General features: G+C 67.2%; 22 protein-coding genes and 2 pseudogenes. 14 read left to right on the forward strand and 10 right to left on the reverse strand.

The genetic code is table 11. The features are described from left to right. Positions 1-27 precede the first annotated feature (27 nt). On the forward strand, positions 28-1,509 hold the full coding sequence (locus tag E9536_RS30305; protein WP_136471819.1) for an aldehyde dehydrogenase family protein: 1,482 nt from the start codon (positions 28-30) through the stop codon (positions 1,507-1,509). Positions 1,510-1,639: 130 nt separating this feature from the next. On the opposite strand, the gene E9536_RS30310 is transcribed toward E9536_RS30305, so the two are convergent. Further along, positions 1,640-2,524 (reverse strand): patatin-like phospholipase family protein, encoded by an 885-nt coding sequence (locus E9536_RS30310; RefSeq protein WP_027789864.1) that lies wholly within the window; start codon positions 2,522-2,524, stop codon positions 1,640-1,642. Between the two features lie 72 nt (positions 2,525-2,596). Between E9536_RS30310 and E9536_RS41635 the strand changes: the two genes are divergently transcribed. The 5 genes from E9536_RS41635 (at position 2,597) to E9536_RS30335 (ending at position 7,299) form a co-directional block, all read left to right on the forward strand. Then, entirely contained in the window at positions 2,597-2,749 is a 153-nt protein-coding gene (locus E9536_RS41635; protein WP_168799593.1) for a hypothetical protein, read from the forward strand. 279 nt (positions 2,750-3,028) lie between these two features. After that, positions 3,029-3,898, forward strand: coding sequence for a flagellar motor stator protein MotA (gene motA, locus E9536_RS30315; protein ID WP_048024585.1), 870 nt, complete (start codon positions 3,029-3,031; stop codon positions 3,896-3,898). Between the two features lie 10 nt (positions 3,899-3,908). After that, complete coding sequence (gene motB, locus E9536_RS30320; RefSeq protein WP_060085745.1) at positions 3,909-4,865, forward strand: flagellar motor protein MotB; 957 nt, start codon at positions 3,909-3,911, stop codon at positions 4,863-4,865. A gap of 415 nt (positions 4,866-5,280) precedes the next feature. Further along, positions 5,281-5,832 carry a hypothetical protein gene (locus tag E9536_RS30330; protein ID WP_136471821.1) on the forward strand — a complete coding sequence of 184 codons (552 nt, stop codon included), beginning with the start codon at positions 5,281-5,283 and terminating at the stop codon, positions 5,830-5,832. Positions 5,833-5,952: 120 nt separating this feature from the next. Continuing rightward, positions 5,953-7,299 (forward strand): DUF2325 domain-containing protein, encoded by a 1,347-nt coding sequence (locus tag E9536_RS30335; RefSeq protein ID WP_136471823.1) that lies wholly within the window; start codon positions 5,953-5,955, stop codon positions 7,297-7,299. A gap of 81 nt (positions 7,300-7,380) precedes the next feature. On the opposite strand, the gene E9536_RS30340 is transcribed toward E9536_RS30335, so the two are convergent. The 4 genes from E9536_RS30340 to E9536_RS30355 all read right to left on the reverse strand — a co-directional run bounded on the left by E9536_RS30340 (position 7,381) and on the right by E9536_RS30355 (position 9,966). Further along, positions 7,381-7,704: a LysR family transcriptional regulator gene (locus E9536_RS30340; RefSeq protein ID WP_021159959.1), complete on the reverse strand. Its 324-nt coding sequence runs from the start codon at positions 7,702-7,704 to the stop codon at positions 7,381-7,383. 120 nt (positions 7,705-7,824) lie between these two features. Then, on the reverse strand, positions 7,825-8,343 hold the full coding sequence (locus E9536_RS30345; protein ID WP_059692700.1) for a molybdopterin-dependent oxidoreductase: 519 nt from the start codon (positions 8,341-8,343) through the stop codon (positions 7,825-7,827). 131 nt (positions 8,344-8,474) lie between these two features. Further along, positions 8,475-9,242 (reverse strand): DeoR/GlpR family DNA-binding transcription regulator, encoded by a 768-nt coding sequence (locus tag E9536_RS30350; protein ID WP_136471825.1) that lies wholly within the window; start codon positions 9,240-9,242, stop codon positions 8,475-8,477. Between the two features lie 43 nt (positions 9,243-9,285). After that, positions 9,286-9,966 carry an MgtC/SapB family protein gene (locus E9536_RS30355; RefSeq protein WP_027789870.1) on the reverse strand — a complete coding sequence of 227 codons (681 nt, stop codon included), beginning with the start codon at positions 9,964-9,966 and terminating at the stop codon, positions 9,286-9,288. Between the two features lie 271 nt (positions 9,967-10,237). On the opposite strand from E9536_RS30355, the gene E9536_RS30360 reads away from it, so the two are divergent. From E9536_RS30360 to E9536_RS30375, 4 genes are all read left to right on the forward strand, one after another. Further along, a complete protein-coding gene (locus E9536_RS30360; RefSeq protein WP_226144690.1) occupies positions 10,238-11,179 on the forward strand; it encodes a choline ABC transporter substrate-binding protein in 942 nt (313 codons plus the stop codon). A gap of 23 nt (positions 11,180-11,202) precedes the next feature. Continuing rightward, a complete protein-coding gene (locus E9536_RS30365; protein ID WP_021159955.1) occupies positions 11,203-11,883 on the forward strand; it encodes an HAD family hydrolase in 681 nt (226 codons plus the stop codon). Positions 11,884-12,051: 168 nt separating this feature from the next. Then, positions 12,052-12,189: a hypothetical protein gene (locus tag E9536_RS42230; RefSeq protein WP_226127085.1), complete on the forward strand. Its 138-nt coding sequence runs from the start codon at positions 12,052-12,054 to the stop codon at positions 12,187-12,189. Positions 12,190-12,233: 44 nt separating this feature from the next. Continuing rightward, entirely contained in the window at positions 12,234-14,684 is a 2,451-nt protein-coding gene (locus tag E9536_RS30375) for a phospholipase C, phosphocholine-specific (RefSeq protein ID WP_136471829.1), read from the forward strand. A gap of 114 nt (positions 14,685-14,798) precedes the next feature. Here E9536_RS30375 and E9536_RS42580 read toward each other — a convergent pair. Both E9536_RS42580 and E9536_RS30385 read right to left on the reverse strand, forming a co-directional pair. Next, a pseudogene (locus tag E9536_RS42580) lies at positions 14,799-14,924 on the reverse strand ((Fe-S)-binding protein); the annotation flags it as partial. Between the two features lie 83 nt (positions 14,925-15,007). Beyond that, positions 15,008-16,171: a porin gene (locus tag E9536_RS30385; RefSeq protein ID WP_136471831.1), complete on the reverse strand. Its 1,164-nt coding sequence runs from the start codon at positions 16,169-16,171 to the stop codon at positions 15,008-15,010. Between the two features lie 747 nt (positions 16,172-16,918). Here E9536_RS30385 and E9536_RS30390 point away from each other — a divergent pair. After that, positions 16,919-17,509: a GNAT family N-acetyltransferase gene (locus E9536_RS30390; RefSeq protein ID WP_059692688.1), complete on the forward strand. Its 591-nt coding sequence runs from the start codon at positions 16,919-16,921 to the stop codon at positions 17,507-17,509. 51 nt (positions 17,510-17,560) lie between these two features. Here the strand turns inward: E9536_RS30390 and tam are convergent, their stop codons facing one another. Further along, on the reverse strand, positions 17,561-18,346 hold the full coding sequence (tam, locus tag E9536_RS30395) for a trans-aconitate 2-methyltransferase (RefSeq protein WP_136471833.1): 786 nt from the start codon (positions 18,344-18,346) through the stop codon (positions 17,561-17,563). 140 nt (positions 18,347-18,486) lie between these two features. Between tam and E9536_RS30400 the strand changes: the two genes are divergently transcribed. From E9536_RS30400 to E9536_RS30410, 3 genes are all read left to right on the forward strand, one after another. Continuing rightward, complete coding sequence (locus E9536_RS30400) at positions 18,487-19,383, forward strand: LysR family transcriptional regulator (RefSeq protein ID WP_021159947.1); 897 nt, start codon at positions 18,487-18,489, stop codon at positions 19,381-19,383. A gap of 140 nt (positions 19,384-19,523) precedes the next feature. After that, complete coding sequence (locus E9536_RS30405; RefSeq protein ID WP_136471835.1) at positions 19,524-20,807, forward strand: cystathionine gamma-synthase family protein; 1,284 nt, start codon at positions 19,524-19,526, stop codon at positions 20,805-20,807. A 178-nt stretch (positions 20,808-20,985) separates the two neighbouring features. Beyond that, positions 20,986-21,492 (forward strand): hypothetical protein, encoded by a 507-nt coding sequence (locus E9536_RS30410; protein ID WP_136471837.1) that lies wholly within the window; start codon positions 20,986-20,988, stop codon positions 21,490-21,492. Between the two features lie 28 nt (positions 21,493-21,520). On the opposite strand, the gene E9536_RS30415 is transcribed toward E9536_RS30410, so the two are convergent. Both E9536_RS30415 and E9536_RS30420 read right to left on the reverse strand, forming a co-directional pair. Then, entirely contained in the window at positions 21,521-21,949 is a 429-nt protein-coding gene (locus tag E9536_RS30415; protein WP_136471839.1) for a GNAT family N-acetyltransferase, read from the reverse strand. 377 nt (positions 21,950-22,326) lie between these two features. Further along, positions 22,327-22,453: pseudogene (locus E9536_RS30420) on the reverse strand (putrescine ABC transporter permease PotI); the annotation flags it as partial.

Consider the following 22,453-nt stretch of genomic DNA (forward strand, 5'->3'; position numbering starts at 1 on the left):
CCGACCGACCTCGACAGGATGAACCTCATGTCTACCGCCGAGCTTTCCCCTTCCGCCGCGACGTTCGTGCTGCCCGCCGCGCGCATCGCCGGGCAGTCCGTGCACACGCATTCCGACAAGGCGGGCGCGCCGATCTTCAACGCTTCGACCGGCGACGCGATCGGCTGGCAGGAATTCGCGACGGCCGCGCACGTCGACGCCGCGGTGCGTGCCGCGCGCGACGCATTCGCCGGCTGGCGCGACACGCCGCCGGCCGAACGCGGCCGGATGCTCGCGACGATCGCCGAACGCGTCGAGGCATCGCGCGACCGCCTGGCGGCGCTGCAGATGCAGGTGAGCGGGAAGCCGCCGTTCGAGGCCGAGGCCGATGTCGGCGACGTCGCCGCCACGTTTGCGTACTACGCGAAGCTGTGCGAAAACCCGGCACTGTTCGCGGCCGAACCGGTCGCGCTGCCGAGCGACGCCGTCACGGCCGAACGCTTTTACGACGCGGTCGGCGTCGCGGCGCTCGTCATGCCGTGGAACTTCCCGATGGTCACGACCGCGTGGAAGCTCGCGCCCGCGCTCGCGGCGGGCTGCGCGGTCGTGCTGAAGCCGTCCGAACTCACGTCGCCGACCGAGCACGCGCTGCTCGAGATCGTCGAGCAAGCGGGGCTGCCGGCCGGCGTCGTCAACGTCGTGAACGGCGGCGCCGACGTCGGTGCGGCGCTGACCGCGCATCCGCTGATCGACAAGATTTCGTTTACCGGCAGCACGGCGGCCGGCCGCAAGGTCATGCAGGCCGCGGCCGTCGACATGAAGCGCGTGACGCTCGAACTCGGCGGCAAGTCGTCGCTGATCGTGCGCGACGACGCCGATCTCGACGTCGCGGTGTCGCTCGCGGTTGCGGGCGCGTTCACGAACGCGGGCCAGATGTGCTCGGCCACCGCGCGCATCCTCGTGCACGACAGCGTGTACCGCAGCTTCATGGCCGCGTTCGAGACGGCCGTGCGTGCGCTCGTCGTCGCGCCGCCCGCCGCGGAACAGGTCGCGATGGGGCCGCTGATCTCGGCCGCGCAGCGCACGCGCGTCGAAACGATGCTCCAGCACGGCATCGAGGCGGGCGCACGCGTCGCCTTCAGCGGCCGGGTGACGGATGCCGGCGGTGCGGGCTTCTTCATGGCGCCCGTCGTGATCGCCGAGCCGGCCGCCGACAACCCGCTGTGGACCGACGAAGTATTCGGCCCCGTCGCGTGCGTGAAATCGTTCCGAACCGACGACGAAGCGATTGCGCTCGCGAACGACACGCGCTACGGGCTCGTCGCGACCGTCGTGACGCGCGATGCCGGTATCGCGAAGCAGTTCCAGCAGCGCGTGCGGGCAGGGCTCGTGTGGATCAACGCACCGCAGCTGATCTATCCGCACGTGTGCTGGGGCGGGTTCGGGCTCAGCGGAATCGGCCGCGAACTCGGCGTCGCGGGGCTGCGCAGCTATCAGGAACTGCGCCACGCGATGCGCGCGATCGACTGACCAGTGCGGCCGTTCAGGCCGTTGGCGGCACCGTGTCTCTGCGCGGTGCCGCTTTTTTTTGTTCTTCGGGGAGAGCGCCGGAGTGTTCGACGTGCGCCGATCATGGGATTTCACGGCGCGTGAGCAACCCTCAATGCGACAGCTCGGCGGCGTGGTCGTGCTCGCGAAGCTGGCCGGGAATCGCGCACTGCGCGAGCCCGCCCGCGTCGATCCACGCACGCGTGCGTTCCGCGGCCTTGTCGATCAGCTGCGCACACTGCGAGTAATCGTATGACGACACGTCGAGCGGACAGAGCGGCGGCACGACATGGATTTGCGCGCGTGCCCCGTACAACTCCAGATCGCGCACCAGTTGCCGCGCGATCACGAGCGTCAGCGCGTGCGTCGCATGCGCGATCGCGCTGCGCGGCGGTACGCGCAACGCGCACGCGAACCCGGCCGGCAGCACGACGATCCGCTTGACGCCGAGCGCGACCGCGACGGAGATCGGCGTATTGTTCGCGACGCCGCCGTCGACGAGTTCCACGCCGCCGATGCTGACCGACGGAAACACGCCGGGAATCGCCGCGCTGGCCTGCACGGCATCCACGACCGGGCCGGCGGACAGCACGACTTCCTGGCCGTTCAGCACGTCGGTCGCGACGATGTGGAGCGGCAACGCGGCCTGCTCGATCCGCCGGTACGGCAGGTTCCTTTCCAGCAGCAGGCGCAGCGCATCGGCCTCGACCAGATGCGGCCGGTTGCGCAGCAGCATCGCGACGAGGCTGCGCATCGAGAACGGCATGATGTCCTGGCGGCGGATCCGGCACCACAGCGCGGCGAGCATCGCGACGCCGTCCGCATCGGGCCGGCCGGCGAAATAGGCGGCGTTGATCGCGCCCGCCGACGCGCCGACGACGCAATCGGGCCGTTCGCCGCTCGCGACCAGCTCGCGGAGCATGCCGACCTCGATCGCGCCGAGACTGCCGCCGCCGGCGAACACGAAGGCGGTCGAGGAAGTGGGATCGGACGTCACGGTGCGCCCTCCTGCGGTTGGCTGCGACGGTGCTTTCTCCATGATGGATCGTGCGGCGCCCCGGATGTCCTGATGAAAACCCTGCCGGCGCGCGAACGCGGCTGGCGATGCGCCGCGTTCCCCGGCATTCCGCGCGAAGCCTTCCATGGCGATGGGTGTGTCATTCGCCGCCGTGTTCCGGGCCTCATCCAGACGGAAATTCACGCGAAGGCGCGCAATTTTTGACTTCGATCAAGCAAATCGCGCCTACCGCCGCTCGCAAACGTGTGCCACGCGTGAATCGCGCGCGCTACGTGGAATCACGGGTTCAGTCGCCCCGGCGACCGCCGTTATTGCATCAACACCCGCCGACCGGCATCGCGTTGCGATACATCGGGACGGCCGCAGGAATCGCATTCGACACGCAACGATCCGGCGCCGTCGCGGGAATGGAGCGGGATGGCCGGACGTCCCGCCCGCTTTTCGACAACAGATGCGGCAGCGCGAGTCGCGCAAGAGGTAATCATGTTTGTAGCCATCGGGTGGATCGTCGTGATCGGATCGGTGATCGGCAGTTTTGTCGGCGTAGGCGGCCATTTGCCGGCCTTGCTGCAACCGTTCGAACTGCTGTGCATTTTCGGCGCCGCGCTGGGTGCGTTCGTCGTCAGCAATCCGGTCGCGACGCTGAAGAAGACGATCAAGAGCCTGCCGACCTGTTTCAAGGGCGGCGGCTATACGAAACAGCAATACGTCGAACTGATCGCGCTGCTGTACGAGCTGCTGCAGAAGGCGCGCAAGGACGGCATGATGGCGCTCGAGGCCGACGTCGACGCCCCCGAACAAAGCCCGCTGTTCCAGAAGTATTCGCACGTGCTCGAAGACCATCACCTGCTCGACTTCATCGTCGATTATCTGCGGATGATGTCGGGCGGCAACGTGAACGCGCTGGAGATGCAGGACCTGATGGACGAAGAACTGCATACGCACCATGCGGAGGCGTCCGTCGCGGCCAACGCGATCCAGAAGATGGCGGACGGCCTGCCGGCGTTCGGCATCGTCGCGGCGGTGATGGGTGTCGTGCATACGATGGGCTCGGTCGGCGCGCCGCCCGCCGTGCTCGGCAAGATGATCGCCGGCGCGCTCGTCGGCACGTTCCTCGGCATCCTGCTCGCGTACGGCTTCGTCGGCCCGCTCGCGGATCTGCTCAATGCGAAGGGCCGCGCCGCGGCCAAGCCGTTCCAGTGCGTGAAGGCCGTGCTGCTCGCGTCGATGAGCGGCTACGCGCCGGCGGTGGCGGTGGAGTTCGGCCGCAAGGTGCTGTTCACGGCCGATCGCCCGAGCTTCAAGGAGCTCGACGAGGCCGTCCGCGCGACGAAGTCGCCCAGGCCCGCATAACGGAGGCGCCATGGCCGACCATCGCTCCAACCCGTCGAAACAGTCCGCATCGGCACCGCTCGTCGTCGTGCGCCGCAAGAAGGGCGAGGACCACGACGCCCACCACGGCGGCGCCTGGAAAATCGCCTACGCCGATTTCGTCACGGCGATGATGGCGTTCTTCCTGCTGATGTGGCTGCTCGGCTCGGTGTCCAAGTACGACAAGCAGGGGATCGAGGATTACTTCAACACGCCGCTGTCGACGCTCCTGTCCGGCGGGAAAGACGCACAGGCGCCGCGCCCGAGCATCGTGCAGGGCGGCGGCCGCGACCTGTCGGACCCGGCGCCGGCCATCGACGCGAAAGCGCAACCAGTGCCGGCCAGTTCGCCCGCGGCCGCTGCCGACATCGTCGATACGCAAAAGCTCGAGCGCCTGAAGGCGAAGCTGACCGCGGCGATTGCACAAAGCCCGTCATTGCGCGCGTACCAGGACCAGATCCGGATCGCGATCACTCACGAGGGCTTGCGCATCGAGATCGTCGATTCGCTCAAGCGCCCGATGTTCGCGTCGGGCAGTTCGCAACCCGAAGGGTATGCCACCGCCATCCTCACCCAGATCGGCACGGCACTCGACGATGTCGACAACCGCGTGTCGATTGCCGGCCATACCGATTCAACGCCGTATCGCGACGGCCCCACGGGCTATTCGAACTGGGAGCTCTCCAGCGATCGCGCGAACGCCGCGCGGCGCGCGCTGGTCGCGGGCGGATTGCGGGAAGAAAAGCTGCTCCAGGTGCGCGGGCTCGCGGATGTCCTGCCGCTCGACCGGAACGTCGCGGACGAGCCGACCAATCGCCGCATCAGCATCCTCGTGATGAACAATGCCGCCGAGCAGGCGTTCTTTCGGGACGGCGGCAGGACGACGGTGGACGAATCGGCGGGCACCCGGGCCGCCGTGCTGCCGGCGGCGCTCACGCGGCCGCATTAGGCGCGGGCGTATTCACGAATGCGGGGCGGATGTGCCCGATGGGGCCGGGCGCTGCGTGCAGCCCGTGTGCGACAGCGTGGTCCTCGGCGTCGCGGTCGCGTTCGGAACGGTCGGGCGCGACATCGACTGACTCGGGCGGTTGTTGGGGCGGTTGTTGCAGCGGTTGTTGCAGCGGTTGTTGCAGCGGTTGTTGCGGCGGTTGTTGCGGCGGTTGTTGCGGCCGTTGTTGCGGCCGTTGTTGCGGCCGTTGTTGCGGCCGTTGTTGCGGCCGTTGTTGCGGCCGTTGCTCGGGCCGTTGCGAGGGCCGTTACCAGGACCGCTGACGGCACCATGTCTCGTGCACGGTGCCGTTTTTTTTCGCGCACTCGATATGTTCCGTAGAATATATCGCAACCAGCACTTCCGGAGATTCGCCATGCCCCGCACGCCGACGGATCGCGCCCCGCAGCGCACCGCACGGGAACAGCCGCTCGCGCACAAGATCAGCGCGCTCAGGCCGCTGTCGAGCGACGCACGTGCGCAGCAGGTCACGGATGTCGTCGACGCGTTCCGGCGCCTGCGCGGCAGCGTCGTGCGCTTCATCCGGATGTTCTCGGCTGCGCACGCTGAAAACGCGCAGGACGATGCGCTGTCCGCGATGGGCTTTCGTGAACTGCTGTCCACGCTCGAAGACGACGCACGCACCGCCCGCTTCACGCGCCTGCCCGAACTCGAACGGGCGATCGGCCACGCGCGCCGCCTCGAACGCACACGCGACGACGTGTTCTCCGATTCGTTCAGTAACGACCCGGCCGCAATGCGCGACACGGTCGCCGCGCTGGAGCGCGTCGACGTGCTGTTCGTCGGGCTGTGCGTCGAGTACGTGATGGAGCGGCACGCGCCGGCATCGCGTCCCGTTTCACCATCAACCCCGGCGTCGCCCTCCGCCGCCCTGCTGCTCACCGACCGACCGCGCGCACTCTGCTGACCGCACCACGCCGCATTACCCGGTGATTTCCCCCGAATTTCGTTCGTTATATCCCGTGGTATATTTCGCGAATCTTTCGCGCATCCGTCTCCGGCCCGACCGTGCCGGACAGAGGTCAACATGCACGTTCCGCCCTTTCGCCTTGCCCGCACGGCCGATCTCTCGTCGCCCGGCGGTAATCTGCCCGCGGCAACCGGCACGCGGGTCGACGCATGCTGCGCGCCGTCGCGCGCGCAACTGACCGAGCTGAAGCGCCGCACGCGCCTGTCCGAGCTCGATGCGAACCTGCACTGCTCGATCATCGGCACCTGCCTGACCACGCACGAGCTGCGCAGGCTCGTGCCGAAATACACCGACCTCGACCGCCAGCACGCGACCGACCTCGACATCCATCACGCCGCCGTCGAGCTCGCGATCGACGGCACGGCCGGCGCCAAGGCATTGCACAAGGCGCTCGACGAGCGTTACGCCGGCGCGATCCGCGCATTCGACGGTGCACAGGACGCGGATGACCTCCTTGCGCGCTGGAAGGATGCGTTGAAGAGCGGCGACATCCCGCCCGCCTACTGGGCGCTGATGACGCATCCGCGCACGACGATGGCCGTGCGCCAGGCCGCGTTCGGCGACCTGCACATGCTGTCGCACCTGGTCGGCGCGGCCAATCGCGCCGATATCCGGCGGCTGGTCGCGCTGGAGGAGGAGAATGCGGCGCTGCACGCGAAGATCGACCGACAGCAGGCGCGCCTGCAAGAAATGAGCGCGCAGCGCGACGCGGCGCTGCAGGAGCGGGATGCCCTCGTTGCGCGCCGGAATGCACAGCCGCCGGCGGCTGAAAGCGCATTGCGCGACGAAGTCCACGAACTGCGCGAAGCATTGGCCGCGCGCGATGAGCGACTCGCGCTGCACACGAGCCGCCGCGAGGCTGCCGAACAGCGGATCGCCGCGGAACAGGCGAGCGCACGCGCGATGCGCGCGCGGCTCGACGACCTGATGGCAATGGTGAAGACGCTGCGCGCCGAAGCGAGCGCGATCGAACAGGCGGTGCAGGCGTCGGCGGACGATCCCGCCGAACACGCGGCCGATCCGCTGTCGATCCTGCGGGGCACGCGTCTGGTCTACGTCGGCGGGCGCCCGGGCTCGAACCGTGCGATCAGGCGGATCGTCGAAACGGCGGGGGGTGACGTGACCCTGCATGACGGCGGTATCGAGGATCGCAAGGGCCTGCTGGCCGCCGCGCTACCGGGCGCGCACATGGTCGTGTTCCCGGTCGACTGCATCGACCACGATTCGATGAACCTGCTCAAGCGCATCTGCGAACGCCACCACGTCGCGTACTACCCGCTGCGGACGGCCAGCGTCGCCAGCTTCGTCGAACTGATCGGGCGGCTCGATGCCCAGGCGCGCGACGTCATGGCGCCGGATGCCGCCGCCGGCGGCACGCCGCGCTTCTGCCTGCGGCACGGCTAGACCTGATTCGCTTCGACGCGCTCCTTCTGCCCTTCAGCGGGTCGGTGCAAGCGCGTCGTCGGCGTCAACAGGCCCCGCGCTTCAGCGCCGCACCATTTTCGTGAGCGCGGCGATTTCGTCGGCACACGCCGCGTAGGCGCGCGCCTCGATCCCGCGATAGAGGCGGATGATCTCCTCGCCGACCGGCGTGAGCACGCTGCCGCCGCCGCTCTGCCCGCCATGCTCGGACACCGTCGCCGGCGATTTCAGCGAGCGGTTCAGCTCGTCCATCAGCAGCCACGCACGCCGGTACGACATCTTCAGGCTGCGCGCCGCCGCCGAAATCGAACCGTGTTCGTGCACGGCTTCGAGCAGCGCGACCTTGCCCGGGCCGAGCGCGATCGTGTCGGCCTGCTGGATACGCATCCTGAATCGCACTTCAGGCTTGGGGTGTGCCGGTGTCTTCATGTTGTGCTGCCCTTTGAACGATGCGGGCAAGCATACACGATGGCCGATGCGACGCATGCCGGCCGCCCGCGCGCCGGTTCAGACCTCGAGCACGCGGGCGACGATGCCGGCCAGCCGCTTAACATGGCGCGGCGCGGGCAGGAGGTCGGCGCCCGAGAACAGCAGCGGCGCGCCGTCGTCGATCGACAGCGGCGCGTCGCCGCATTCGAACGCGACGATCACGTGTTCGCCGACCGGCGTATTGAACAGTTCATGCCAGGAAAACGTGACCGCGTAACCGTCGTGCGCATGCGCGATGAACACCATGCGCTTGAAGTCGCCCGGCGTGTCGTTGCGCAGCCCGGCCGCGTCGAGCAGGTCCTTCAGCCGTGCGCCGCGATACGGCGCGACCGAGCGGATGAAGCGATTCGTCGTGAAGCAGCGCAGGTCGAACGGCTCCGCCGCCGCGCTCGCGTGCCGGCGCAGATCGTCGAGCGTCACCGTCATCGGCCGCACGAATGCGCCCGTCAGCGCGACCGAGCCTGCCGCCGCCGGCTGCACGTGTTGCGCCTGTTGCACCTGCTGCGCCGAAAGCGCTGCCGTCCCTGCCCTCTCCATCGCCCGCCTCCATGACGGCCTGCCGGTGGGCAGGCCTGCGTCGTATCGGCGGATATATTACGCCGGGAAAAAACCGGCCGGCAGAATGCGCGCCGCATGGGCGGCATAACGGCGGCCGATCGTGCCCGGCGCTACGACAGCACGATGTTCTTGATGACCTTCTTCAGGCTCTTGAAGCTGTCGACCGATTCCGCCTTCGCGTCCGTCACCAGTGCGCCGATCCGCGCCGGATCGCAGAAGCTGATCCGGCTGTTCGTGCCGAGCTTGCTGAAATCGGCCAGGATCGCGACGTCCGCCGCGTTGCTCACCATCGCGCGCGCCACTTCGGTTTCCATCCGGTCGTAATTGGTCGCGCCGCGGACGGCATCGACGCCGACCGGCGACAGCAGCGCGAGGTCGGCGCGATAGCGGAAGATCTCGGCGACCGTGCCGTCGCCGACGGTCGCGGCCGCGCGGGTGCCGATCATCCCGCCGAGCAGGATCGTCTCGTTCCTTGCCTGCCCCGGGTCGCTCGACCGCATCTTCAGCGCGACGTCGATCGAGTTCGTGACGATCGTGAGGCCCGACAGCTTCGCCAGTTCCTCGGCCAGCAGTGTCGTGGTCGTGCCCGCGTCGATGAACAACGTCTGCGAGCCCGTGACCAGCCTGGCCGCCGCGCGGGCGATCGCCAGCTTCGCCTTCACGTGGGTCTGCGCGCGTTCGGCGATCGGCGCTTCGTCGCCCACCTGCACCGCGCCGCCGTGCACGCGCTTCAGCTCGCCGAGCGCTTCGAGATCGACGAGATCGCGACGCACGGTTTCCCGCGACACGTTCAGGTCGGCCATGATCCGGTCGGTGGAAACCCGCTGCATCTTCGATAACAGAAGCCGGATCCTCTGGTATCGCTCTTCTTGCCACATGGAATGTCCTCGGAGTGAACGTCAATGTTATTCGAACGGCGAACTACGCAGCGCTCTCCTCCAGTTTTTTGATGCCGACGAGGGTCTGCAGGGATTGACGCACCGCCTGGCACTCGCTGCTCGTCATCTTCGAAAACACCACGTGGATGCGGTCGTCGTCCGGCGCGGCGTCGTCCTGCTCGATGATGAACCGGACGATGCGCGCCTGGTCGATGCCGGGCATCGCCTGCAGCGACGTCAGCTTCACGGCGCCGCGGCTCGCGAGGATACGCACGCCCCAACGCTGCCGCGTTGCGAACAAGCGTTTCTCGATCGGCTTCAGGCCGGCCAGGATCGCGAGCACGATCGCCGTCGCGGCAATCGCGGCCACATACATGCCGCCGCCCACGGCCAGCCCGACCGCCGCCACGACCCACAGGCTCGCCGCGGTCGTCAGGCCGCGGATGATCTCGCCGCGCAGCATGATCGAACCGGCGCCGAGGAAGCCGATGCCCGACACCACCTGCGCGGCGACGCGCGACGGGTCCAGCGACACGTTCTTCGCGTTCTGGACATCCGCGAAGCCGAACGCCGACACGACCATCACGAGCGCGGCGCCCACCGCCACCAGCATGTGGGTGCGCAATCCGGCCGCCCACGACAGGCGCTCGCGCTCGATGCCGACGAGGCTGCCGAGCAATGCCGCCAGCAACAGGCGGGACACGATTTCCAGCTGACTGATCATTCGAGATCTCCTTGCTTTGCCTGGTCCATCCGATGAGGCGCGGCCCGCATGGGGCCGCCGTCCGGTTCTTCCTGCCTGCCCCGCCCGTTACCGCACCCGGCACCCGGCGAGTTGTATTTTTGTGCGATCTTGCGATTTTGTGCGTTCTAATATACGGTACGAAAAACTGCAAAGCCAGACCCAAGTTCGTTTGTTTCATCCGATCGGCACGATCAATCGTCAGACCATTCAGGCAACACGATCCGGAACACTTGCTTAGGAGACCAACATGATGAAGAAGGCATGGATGCTGGCCGCAACCCTGCTGGCGGCGCTGGCGACGGCCCCCGCTCACGCATCGGAAGGCGACGTCTGCAAAAAGGTGACGCTCGGCGACGTCGGCTGGAGCGACATCGCGGCCACCACAGGCGTCGCGATGATGCTGCTCGACGGACTCGGCTACGAGGCGACCAAGACGATCGCGTCGCCGCCGATCGTGCTGGCCGGCGTGAAGAAGGCGCAGATCGACGCGTTCCTCGGCTACTGGGATCCGAGCATGACGCCGACGGTGAAGCCGTTCGTGGACGCCGGCGCCGTCCACCAGTTGCCGGAGCCCAACCTGGTCGGCGCGCGCTATACGCTGGCCGTGCCGCAATACGCATCCGACAAGGGGCTCAAGCGCTTCGCCGATATCGCCAGGTTCCGCGACCAGCTGGACGGCAAGATCTACGGGATCGGCGCCGGCAACAACGGCAACGCGCTGATCCAGCGAATGATCGACAAGAACGAGTTCGGGCTCGGCGGCTTCAAGCTGGTCGAATCGAGCGAGGCCGGCATGCTCGTGCAGGTAACGCGCGCCGTGCAGGAGCACCGGATGATCGTGTTCCTCGCGTGGGAGCCGCATCCGATGAACATCGACTACCGGATCACCTATCTCGACGGCGGCGACACCGTGTTCGGCCCGAACTACGGGTCGGCGAAGGTCTACACGCTCGTCACGCCCGGCTATCTCGAACGCTGCCCGAACGTCGGCCGGCTGCTGACCAACCTGAAGTTCACGACCGACGAAGAGAACCAGCTGATGGTGCCGATCATGAATCACGCGGACCCGGTCGCGGTGGCCAGGGAATGGGCGAAGAAGCATCCGGGCGTGCTGTCGAAGTGGCTCGACGGCGTGACGACCATCGACGGAAAGAATGCGAAGGATGCAATCGACAAGCTGATCGGCGCGTAAGCCCGCAAGACAAGGAACCCGGCATGTACAAGAATCTCGCGCTGTTCGACCTCGACCACACGCTGCTGCCGCTCGACAGCGACCAGGCCTGGGCCCGCTTCATCTCGCGGGTCGGCTGGCGCGAGGACGACGCGCACGCCGCGCTGATCGACGAGCACTACGGTCATTACGCGGCCGGCACGCTCGACATGAACGCGTATCTCGCCGTGACGCTCGCGCCGCTCACCCGCTATCCGCGCAAGGTGCTCGAGCGCTGGCACGCGCGGTTCATGGACGAAGTGATCCGTCCGGCGATCACGCCGCAGGCGCGCGAGCTGGTCGGGCGGCATCGCGAAAACGGCGATCTCTGCTGCATCGTGACGGCGACCAACGTCTTCGTCACGAGGCCGATCGCGGCCGAATTCGGCATCGAGCACCTGCTCGGCATCGAACTCGATACCGACGACGGCACGCCGGACGGCGCGTTTACCGGGCGCAGCACCGGCGTGCCGAGCTTCCGCGAAGGAAAGATCGTGCGCACGACCGCGTGGCTGGAATCGCTCGGCTACGCGCCGTCGGATTTCGAGCGCACCTACTTCTACAGCGACTCGATCAACGACGTGCCGCTGCTGGATTACGTCACGCATCCGGTCGCCACCAATCCCGATTCGAGGCTTTTGCAGGTGGCAGGCACGCGCGGGTGGCCTGTCATGAAGTTGTTCTGATTCGGGCGATATTCTCTGCTGTCCATTTTCATGTCGGGAGGGGTAATGAAATACGGAACACGCAGCAACGGCCTCGATCATTCAGGAATCCGATTCGAGTCGAGTCGAAAGCATGTCGTCAGGTCGCGCCGTTCGGAAAGCCGCTTTCCGCACTGGCGCGGCGTTTTCATGATCGCGCTGCTGTGCACGCTGGCCGCTTGCGGCGATGGCGACTCGGGCACCGCGGCCAACGTGGCGGCCGCGCGCGCGGCCGCACCGGGTTCGGCATCCACGCCCGTCCTGCACTGCGCGAGCGCGTGCCACTGACCGACGCTGGCCCCGGGGCCAGCCATCCACGACAGAGAGCGATCATGCAAAACAAACCCACGACACGACGTCAGTTCCTCGCCGATGCGTTGAAGCTCGCCGGCGCGACCGCGATCACGGGCATGCTGCCCGAAAGCATCGCGCGCGCCCAGGCCATTCCGGCAGCCACCGTCACCGGCACGATCCAGGACGTGAAGCACGTCGTGATCCTGATGCAGGAAAACCGTTCGTTCGACCACTACCTCGGCACGCTGGGCGGCGCACGCGGCTTCGGCGATCCTCGGCCGGTCGTGATTTCGAGCGGGTATCCGGTGTGGCGCCAGCCCTGGCTGACGTCCTACGTGTTTCCGTTCAACCCGTCCCCGCCCTCCGGCACGGCGAACGGCGACACCTACTACGGCGACCTGGACCACAGCTGGAACGGTACGCACAGTGCCTGGAACAACGGCCGCTACGACAACTGGGCCGACGCGAAGACCAGCGGCACGATGTACTACTTCACGCAGAAGGACATCCCGTTCTACTACGCGCTGGCGAGCGCGTTCACGGTGTGCGACGCGTACCACTGCTCGATGCTCGGCCCGACGGACCCGAACCGCCTGTATCTGTGGACCGGGTGCTGCGGCAACGTCGCCGGCTACTCGCCGTACACGACGAACACGATGACGGGCACCGGCTGGACCACGATGCCGGAGCGCCTGAACACGGCTGGCGTGACGTGGAAGTTCTACCAGGACAAGGGCAACGGCCTGGATGCCGCGCATGGCTACGGCGAATACAACGGCTCCAAAAGCGATCTCTGGTGGAACGGCAACTACGGCGACAACGTCATCCTGAACTTCAAGCAATACCAGAACCTCGGTGCAGGCGATCCGCTCGCGCCGGCGCTCAACGGCACGCAGATCGACCCGTCGGGCGGCGGCAAGGAATACGACACGAACCTCTTCAGCCAGCTGCGGGCCGACGTCGCCAACGGCACGCTGCCGCAGGTATCGTGGATCGCCGCGCCCTACGCATACTGCGAGCACCCGTCGTGGGCCGCGAGCGGCGGCGAATGGTACGTCAGCAGCGTCCTCGATGCGCTGACGTCGAATCCGGCGGTGTGGGCCAGCACGGTGCTGCTCGTCATGTACGACGAGAACGACGGGCTGTTCGATCACATGCCGCCGGCCGTCCCGGCCAGTTCCGCCGCCGGCACCGGCCGGTCCACGGTCTCGACGGCCGCCGAATTCGTCTCCGGCAGCGGCGCCGCATCGGACGGCTCGGCGAGCGGCGACGTGCCGATCGGGCTCGGCCCGCGCGTGCCGATGTTCGTGATCTCGCCATGGTCGAAGGGCGGCAAGGTCAATTCTCAGGTCTTCGATCACACATCGGTGATCCGCTTTCTGGAAGCGCGCTTCGGGCTACAGGAAACCAACATCACGCCGTGGCGACGCACGGTCTGCGGCGACCTGACGTCGGCCTTCGATTTCTCGAACGCCGACCGGACGGTTCCCGCGATCCAGCCGCCGGCAAGCAACATGAACCCGAACGGCCCGGCCGTCCCGATCCCCTACCCGACCACCACCGCGGTGCCGGCGCAGACGGCCGGCCGCAGCACCGCCTGCCGCCTGCCCTATGAGTTCTTCGTGCAAGGCAAGGTCAATCGCGCCGGCAACGCGCTGTCGCTGACGATGACCAACACCGGCACCGCCGGCGTCCACCTGCAGGCGTGGGTCGACGGCACGAGCACGATCCCCCGGCACTACACGATCGCGGCCGGCGCGGGCCATTGCGCGAACCTGTCGGATTCGCTCGCGCTGAATGCCGGCGGCAGCTACGACTATTCCGTCTACGGCCCGAACGGCTTCCTGCAGACGTTCCGCGGCAGCATCGGTTCGTCCGGCAACACGGGATCGACCGCCGAAGTCAGCCTGTGCTACGACGTGGCCAACGGCAACGTGCAGATCACGCTCGACAACTCCGCCGGCTCGGCCGCGACGACGTTCCAGCTCACCGACAACGCGTACGGCATGAACACGCGGCAGTCGGTCACCGTCGCCGCCGGCGCGACGCAAGCCGTCACGTGGTACGGCGACGGCGGCTGGTACGACGCCAGCATCCGCGACGCGAACGATCCGAATTTCCTGCGCCGGGTAGCCGGCTGCGTGCAGGCGCAATCCGGCACCCTGCTCACGGATTCGGCGATCGGCAATACCGGCAAGAAATTCGTCGCGTCGCTCGCGTCGCAAGGCTCGACGTTCGGCACGCTGCGGTTCGACTACGTCGCGCCGCCGTGGAGCCACAGCCCGAAGAACTGGGTGGGCATCTTCGCGCATGGCGCGCAGCCGACCAAGGGCAGCTACAAGTCGTGGGCGTACCTGCCGAAGAGCACCGGCTCGCTGTTGTTCTCGTCCACGGCCAACAGCACGCTGGCGTCGGGGCAGTACGACGCGTGGTATCTGTTCGACGACGGCTACACGCCGCTCGCGGGGCCCGTCACGATCAACATCTGACGGTGGCCTGACCGTACCGTGCCGGCCGCCTGCATGGGGCCGGCACGCATTCGGGCGCGACGAGCCGCGTTGCGCCCGAATGCGTTTCCCTTCGCCCTGCCCGCGCGACGGGCGCTACACGAGCAGATCCTCGTGGAACGCGCCGAACGGCCGCGTCGGGTGCGTGATCTGGATTTCGAGGATCCACAGCCCGGCCGCCGGCGTGGCATCGAAATCGCCGAGGTTGCCGGCCGTGTAGATCAACCGGTGCAGGGTCGCGCTTCGTCGCGCCCGACAGCAAAAACGGGCGCTCCGATCGAGCGCCCGCTCGCGGGTGAGGTCGATCAGAACTTGTGACGCAGGCCGACCCGCGTGACGAACTGCGTGTTCGCGCCCGCGTTGCCGATGAACGAACCCGACGAGCCGATCTCCGCCTGCACGGGCACCGCGCGGCCATTGATCGTATTGCTGCCCGACGCCTTCTGGTAGGCCGCGCTGACGTACACGTCCGTGCGCTTCGACAGCGCATAGTCGACCGCGGCATTGACCTGATGCCACTTGCCGTCGAAGCGGCCGTCGAGCTTCGAGAACGTATAGCCGAGGCCGCCGCTCAGGGCCGGCGTGAACGCATAGCGGCCGCCGATTTCGTAGTTGTTCAGCTTCGACGATTCGCCCGACAGCGGCACGAACTTCGTATGCGTCCAGTTCGCCCACACGACGGCCGCCGCGATCGCATAACGCGCGCCGACGCCGACCGTCTCGAGATCGCGCAGCCCCTGCGTGTTGACGTTCGCGATGCTGACGCCGAACGCGGGCGTCGCGCCGTTCGGGAAGCGGATGTTCGTGTACGCGGCGCCGATGCCGAACGGCCCCTGCGCATAGTTCGCGCCGAAGCTGTACGCGCTCGACGAACCCTGCGAACCGTTCGTGCCGGTCGTGGTCGGCGTGCCCGCGAACTGCGTCGAATTCGAGAAGCCGTACATCGCGCCGAACGTGAGGCCCGCAAAGTTCGCGCTCTGGAACTTCACGGCGTTGTTGATGCGGCTCGACGTCAGCTGGTCGAGATCGTTGATGTGATACGCGTAGTTGCCGGCCGGCGTCTGGCTGCCCATCGCGTAGTTCGCGCCGATGTAGTCGGTCGAGAACGAATACTGGCGGCCGAACGTCAACGAGCCGATCCCGTTCTTCGACAGCCCGACGAACGCCTGCCGGCCGAACAGCGCACCGCCCTGGCCGATCGCGCCGTCACCGCTGCTGAAGCCGTTCTCCAGCACGAACAGCGCCTTCAGCCCGCCGCCGAGATCCTCGGTCCCGCGAATGCCCCAGCGGCTGCCCGACGCGACGCCGTCACCGTACTTGACGAGCTTGCCGTGGCCGCCCGACGTCGCGACCTTGTTCGAATACGTGATACCCGCATCGATCAGCCCGTAGAGCGTGACGCTGCTTTGCGCGTGCGCGGCGGTGCCGAACATCCCGAGTGCGGCTGCGGCCGCGATGGTCTTTTTCATGCTCACTTCCTGTTGTTGTCGACGCGCGTCTGCGTCGCAGCGTGACGCGCGGCGTGTTGACGAATCACCGACTGATTGACGAACGCGAGCCACCGGATCGCCGCGCGCACATACACCTCATGCACATGCACGATGCTTCGTTTCGGTACCGGTATGGGCTTGCTGATGTGGCATGCCGCGGGGCGGCCGCCTGTGTTGCAGCGCCTGCGAGCGTGCGCACCGAGTGCGCATGCCGCGACGACGCGTTGCTCCGGCGATGCAGGTCAGAATCTCTTCCGGCTTTCGTGGAGCGGGTGGACGACGTGGCGCCTGACGACGCCACGACCTTCGATATATTTCTCGGAATATATCGAGTCGTCACGAAACGGTAAACAATTATTCGGGTTCCTGTCGTCTTTCCTCCACAGGCGGCCGACGGTCACCCGGATCGAAATCGCGACGCACGACGGCCCGCATCGCGTCGATGCCGGCGACGGCCTCGTGCCGAAATCCAGCATAATCAGGCGGTTGAAAAAGCGCCCTCGCCGGCGCAGGCACCCCGCACACGTTTGCGTCGCCGTCCGGTTCACGGTTTGCCCGCGTTTCGCCGTCAAGGGAGGAGCCAGTCTGTGCCGGTCTCGCGCACGGCGAACTGTGCGGGCGCAAAAATCCGCGGCACGCGCACACTCGATGCGGCGCACCTCACGATGCCGGCGATCGCATCACCGACGACACCACGCCATCCCGCAGAAGACAGGACACCGACACATGGACCGAGCCGAACACATCAGCATCGAACAGACGAGCGCGATTCCCGCCGACGAACTGGATCGATGCGACTTCTCGTTCGACATCGCGTGGGAATTGAACGCGCCGTATCAGGACTTGCTCGATCTGCGCGCGCTGCCGGCGCGCCGCAAGCACTACGGCTTCGATCCGGCCGGCTGGGCGGACGAGGCGACCGGCAAAACGGCGCTCTTTCGCGCGACGGCCGGCGGCCGGCTCGCCGGGTTCGTGGCGATCAGCCAGAGCTGGAACGGGATGGCCGAGATCGCGGAGCTGGCCGTCGACCGCCTCAGCCGACGGCAAGGCATCGGACAGTTGCTGCTCGCGGCCGCCGAATCCTGGGCGCGCAGCCACGGGTTCGGCTTCATGCGGCTGGAAACGCAGTCGAACAACATCGCCGCGTGCAGCACCTATGCGCGCTCGGGCTTCGTGCTGGGCGGGCACGATCGCCTGCTGTACGCGGACGACGAGAACGACGGTGAAGTCGCGCTGTTCTGGTACAAGGACCTGCGCGACGGGCAGACCGCACGGATCCGCACGGTCGACCCGGAATCGATGCGGCCGGCGCGCTGACGCACCGCCGAACGCGCGTCATCGCCGGATCTCACGCGCATCACATCCGGATCATGCCCGCGTCGCCACGATGAACAGACGCGGGAACGGCAGCAGCACGGTGCCGTCGGCAAGCGCCGGATAGCCGCCCGGGCCCGCGATCGCGTCGCGATACCGCGCGAGAAACGCCGCGCGCTCGCCGTCGTCGAGCGCCGCGAGGAACGGCCGCAGCGCGCTGCCCTTGAACCACTCGACGACCGCATCGGCACCGCCGCGCAGCGGGTGGTAGTAGGTCGTGCGCCACATGTCCACGCGCGAGCACAGCGGCGACAGCAGCGCGTGGTAATGACGCGCATCGAACCGCTCGGTGCGCGCCGCGCCTTTCAGCTTGTCCGCCCACGGCCCGGCCGCGGCGACCTCGCGCATCAGCCGATGCGCGGGTTCGTCGAGGTTGTCGGGCATCTGCACCGCCAGATGGCCGCCCGGCGCGAGCCGGCCGACGAGTGCCGGAAACAGCGTGTCGTGCGCGGGCACCCATTGCAGCACCGCATTCGCGAGAATCAGGTCGTAGCCGCCGGGATCGTCCCACGTGGAAATATCCACGACGTCGAAACGCAGGTCCGGCAGGCGCTTGCGCGCGGCGTCGATCATGTCCGTCGACGCATCGATTCCGTGGACCGTTGCGTCCGGCGCACGCGCGATCAGCGCCTCCGTCGAATTGCCGGGCCCGCAGCCGATGTCGATCGCGGTACGGATCGGCGTGTTGGGCACAGCGGCGAGCAGATCGCGGATCGGCCGCGTGCGTTCGTCCTCGAATTGCATGTACTGGGCCGCGTATCGATCGAGTGGGGTCGTCATGTCATTCTCCTCGTGGTCGGCGTGGACGGCCGTGCCGCTGCCGGCGTGCGCGGTGCGGGGGGCCGTCGATGCGAAGCATTCTGCGGTCGTCGTGAAGTTCAGTAAAATGAATTTAATATCGTGATTGATTCAAAATTCTGATGAAGATCGATACGCTCGGTGTTCAGGCTTTCGTCGCGATCGCCGACGGCGGCAGCTTCCGGCAGGCGGCCGATACGCTGCACGTCACGCAGACGGCCATCACGCAGCGGCTGCGCAAGCTCGAAACCTTTCTCGGCGTCGCGCTCGTCGAGCGCACCACGCGCCGCACCACCCTCACCGAAATCGGCCGGCGCTTCCTGCCGCAAGCGCGCCGGCTGCTGAACGAGCTGTCCGACGCGCTCACCGAAATTCGCGAAACCGGCCTGAGCCAGCGCGGCGACGTCACGATCGCGTGCGTGCCGACGGTCGGCGTGCAATACCTGCCCCGCATCCTGCGCGCATTCTCCGCGCACCGCCCGCACGATCGCGTGAAGATCCTCGATCACGCGTCGGCGTCGGTGCTGCAGGCCGTGCTGCATCGCGAGGCCGAGTTCGGCATCGGCATCGCCGGCGACCAGCATCCCGAACTGGTCAACGTCCCGCTGACGAGCGACCCGTATGTACTCGTGTGCCGCGACGATCATCCGCTCGCGAAGCGGCGGCGCATTCGCTGGGCCGCCCTGCAACCGCATCCGCTGATCTTCGCCGGCGAAGTGAGCGGCAATCGCGGGCTGCTCGACGGCGCGCTGAAGACGAGCGGCGTGTCGCTGCATTCGTTCTACGAAGTACAACGCAGCTCGACGGCGCTCGGGCTCGTCGCGGAAGGGCTCGGCGCGGCGGTGGTGCCGAAGCTCGCGATCCAGAAGAACGCGTACCCGATGATCCGCACGATCGAACTCGTCGAGCCCGCGGTGTCGCGCACGCTCGTGCTCGTCACGCGCCGGAGCGCGCAACTGTCGCCGGCCGCCCGTGCGCTGTACGACATGATCGTCGAACAGGCGACACCCTCTCGATAGTGACAGTCGCGCGTCACGAAGGCCATGCCTTCGGGTAGTATCGCGTCACGCGGTCGCGACGAACGGTGCCTACCCGGCGCCGCACGCGTCATGCCGCCGCTGCAACGGCCGTTCCTCACCACCCCTGCACGGAGCACCGCATGGCCTATCGCAACTACCACAAGCGCAAGATTGCAGACCGGGAACTCCATCCCGAAACCCAGATGATGTCGTACGGCTACGATCCGTTCCTGTCGGAAGGATCGGTGAAGCCGCCCGTGTTCCTCACGTCGACGTTCGCGTTCCGCACGGCCGAGGACGGCGCCGAATTCTTCGACGTCGTGGCCGGGCGCAAGCCTTCGCCCGAAGGCGAAGGCGCGGGCCTCGTCTACAGCCGTTTCAATCACCCGAACCTGGAGATCGTCGAGGATCGCCTCGCGCTGCTCGACGATTCCGAAGCCGCCGTCGTGACGTCGAGCGGCATGTCGGCAATCGCCGCGATTCTGCTGACGTTCCTGCGGCCGGGCGACTGCGTCGTCCAGTCCGTGCCGCTGTATGGCGGCACCGAAACGCTGATCTCGAAGTTCCTGCCCGAGTGGGGCATCCGCTCCGAAGTGATCGCCGACGGGCTGTCCACCAGCGCGATCCGCGCCGCGCTCGAAGCGGCCGCGCAAAAGGGCAACGTGCGGATGTGCTACATCGAGACGCCCGCCAACCCGACCAACGCGCTGTTCGACCTCGACGGGCTGCGCAGCGAAATCGATGCGTTCGAGGCGCGGCACGGCTACCGCCCGCTGTCGGTCTGCGACAACACGCTGCTCGGGCCGCTGTATCAGAAGCCGTCGCGGCAAGGCATCGACCTGAGCGTGTACTCGCTGACGAAATACATCGGCGGGCATAGCGACCTCGTCGCCGGCGGCGTGACGGGCACCCGCGACCTGATCACGAAGATCCGCTCGGTCCGCAGCACGCTCGGCTCGCAGCTCGACCCGCATTCGTCATGGATGATCACGCGCTCGATGGAAACGCTCGTACTGCGCATGCAGCAGGCCGCGCGCAGCGGCAGCGCCGTCGCCCGCTGGCTCGCCGGCAATCCGCATCAGCCGGTGCGCGTGCTGCATCCCGAACTCATCGACGATCCGGCCTACCAGGCCGTCTACCGGCGCCAGTGCAGCGGGCCCGGCTCGACGTTCGCGTTCATCCTCGACGGTGGCCGCGAGCAGGCGTTCAGGTTCATCAACCACCTGACGCTCTTCAAGTCCGCAGTCAGTCTCGGCGGCACGGAGTCGCTGATCTGCCATCCGGCATCGACGACGCATTCGGGCGTGCCGGCCGAAGCGCGCGCAGCGGCCGGTGTGTCGGAAGGGCTGATTCGCGTGTCGGTCGGGCTCGAACATCCGGACGACCTGATCGCCGACCTGTCGTACGCGCTGGAGCATTGCTGACGCGGACGGCGGGTAGCGTGTGCCCCGCGCCGCCGGCACGGGGCACGCTACCGACGCCCGGACGCCGACGTTCGAGCTCCGTCGTCGTGCTTGCTCGAGGATCAACACGATGAACACCACGCGGCATTCGTACCGGATCGCCGATCTGCAAGGCGTGCCGATCGCGACCATGACGATCGTGCAGGAAATCGACAAGCTGGACGCGTTGCCCGATCGCTGCTGCACGGGCCGCGTGTCCGTCGAATTCGAATACCGGGAGTCGCCATTCGGATCGCCCACCCGGGTCAGGACATTCCCGTTCAGCGAACGATGGTTTCCGCCCGACGATTCGTCGTTCAAGATGCACATCGGCGACTTCATGCTTCCGCCGGAATTGTGCTGCCGGGGCATCGGCACGCTGTGCTGGTCGGAGATCCATCGAACGCATCCCCTTCCGCCGGGCTTCTCGCTCCTGCTCGCCGGCAGCCTCAGCGACAAGGACGCAACGATGACCGGCAACATTCTCGGGAAGACGCAAACGATCAAAAACATCGAACGCCGGAACGCATTCTGGCGCCGCATGCTGGATCCGGCCCATCAGACGTTCGTATCCGACGCGAACGGCGACGGATATTTCAGAGGCCGGTTCGTCGATCCGGCCACTCACGCCAGCTATACGCCCAAGGCGATCACCACGAGAATCTGAGCGCGCGACGCACGCCGGCCGAACCGGTTCAAAGCACCTTCACCATGAACACGCGCGACGTGCCTTCCGGTTCGCACGGCACTTCGCCGAATGCTTCGTAACCCTGCTTCCGGTAGAAATCCGGCGCCTGGAACGAGATCGTGTAGAGCACCGCCCGCGCGCATCCGCGTCGTTTCGCTTCGGCCTCGCGCAGCAGCCGGCTGCCGAACCCGCCGCCGCGCAGCGATTCGGGCAGGTAGAACAGATCGATGAAAAAGAGGCCGAGCGACGTGCGCCCCGTCAGGCCGCCGACGATCTCGCCCGTCGCGGGATCGGTCACGTACACGTCGAGCGTGGCCGCGTCGGCGCGCCCCGTCATCGCGTGATTGAATTCGCCGAGCTTGCGGCTGATGAAATCGTGTGCGGCCGGCTGCTCGATGTCGGTCAGTCGCAGGGTAACGTCGGGAAGGGCTGTCATCGGGAGCGCGCGTCAGTGAAAGGGCCGCCGGGTGTATCGCACCGTCAGCGGGCGTCGCACGACTATAGCGCGTCGCCCGCCGCGTGGCGACCGTGCTACTCGCGCGCGATATCGCGTGCGATGTGGCATTCCCACGCGTCGTTCGGCCACATCGGAAACCCGAAACCCGGCGCCGAAGGCACCGTTGCGAATCGCGGCGGCTGCGCCGCCTTGCACGTGGCATCGTCGTCACCGTAGCCGACCCGCTCGGTCATGAGCGAGCGCACCGCACACGATCGCCCCGTTTCCCTCCCCCGAGCAAGCAACCACTGTAAGCGGCGGGCCCGTCATGCGCCCGCCGTCGCTTTCGTCATGCCGTCACACCATCATGCCCGCGCTCACGCCACCGCGAACGCCGCCTTCATGTCGGCCACGCGGCGCCGTTCGCGCGCGATCATCATCCGGTTCACGACGATCACGCCGATCGTCACGGCCGTGATGAACAGCGTCGCCAGCGCGTTCATC

Origin of the sequence: Burkholderia sp. LS-044 (assembly GCF_004803625.1) — a bacterium.
GTDB lineage: Bacteria > Pseudomonadota > Gammaproteobacteria > Burkholderiales > Burkholderiaceae > Burkholderia > Burkholderia cepacia.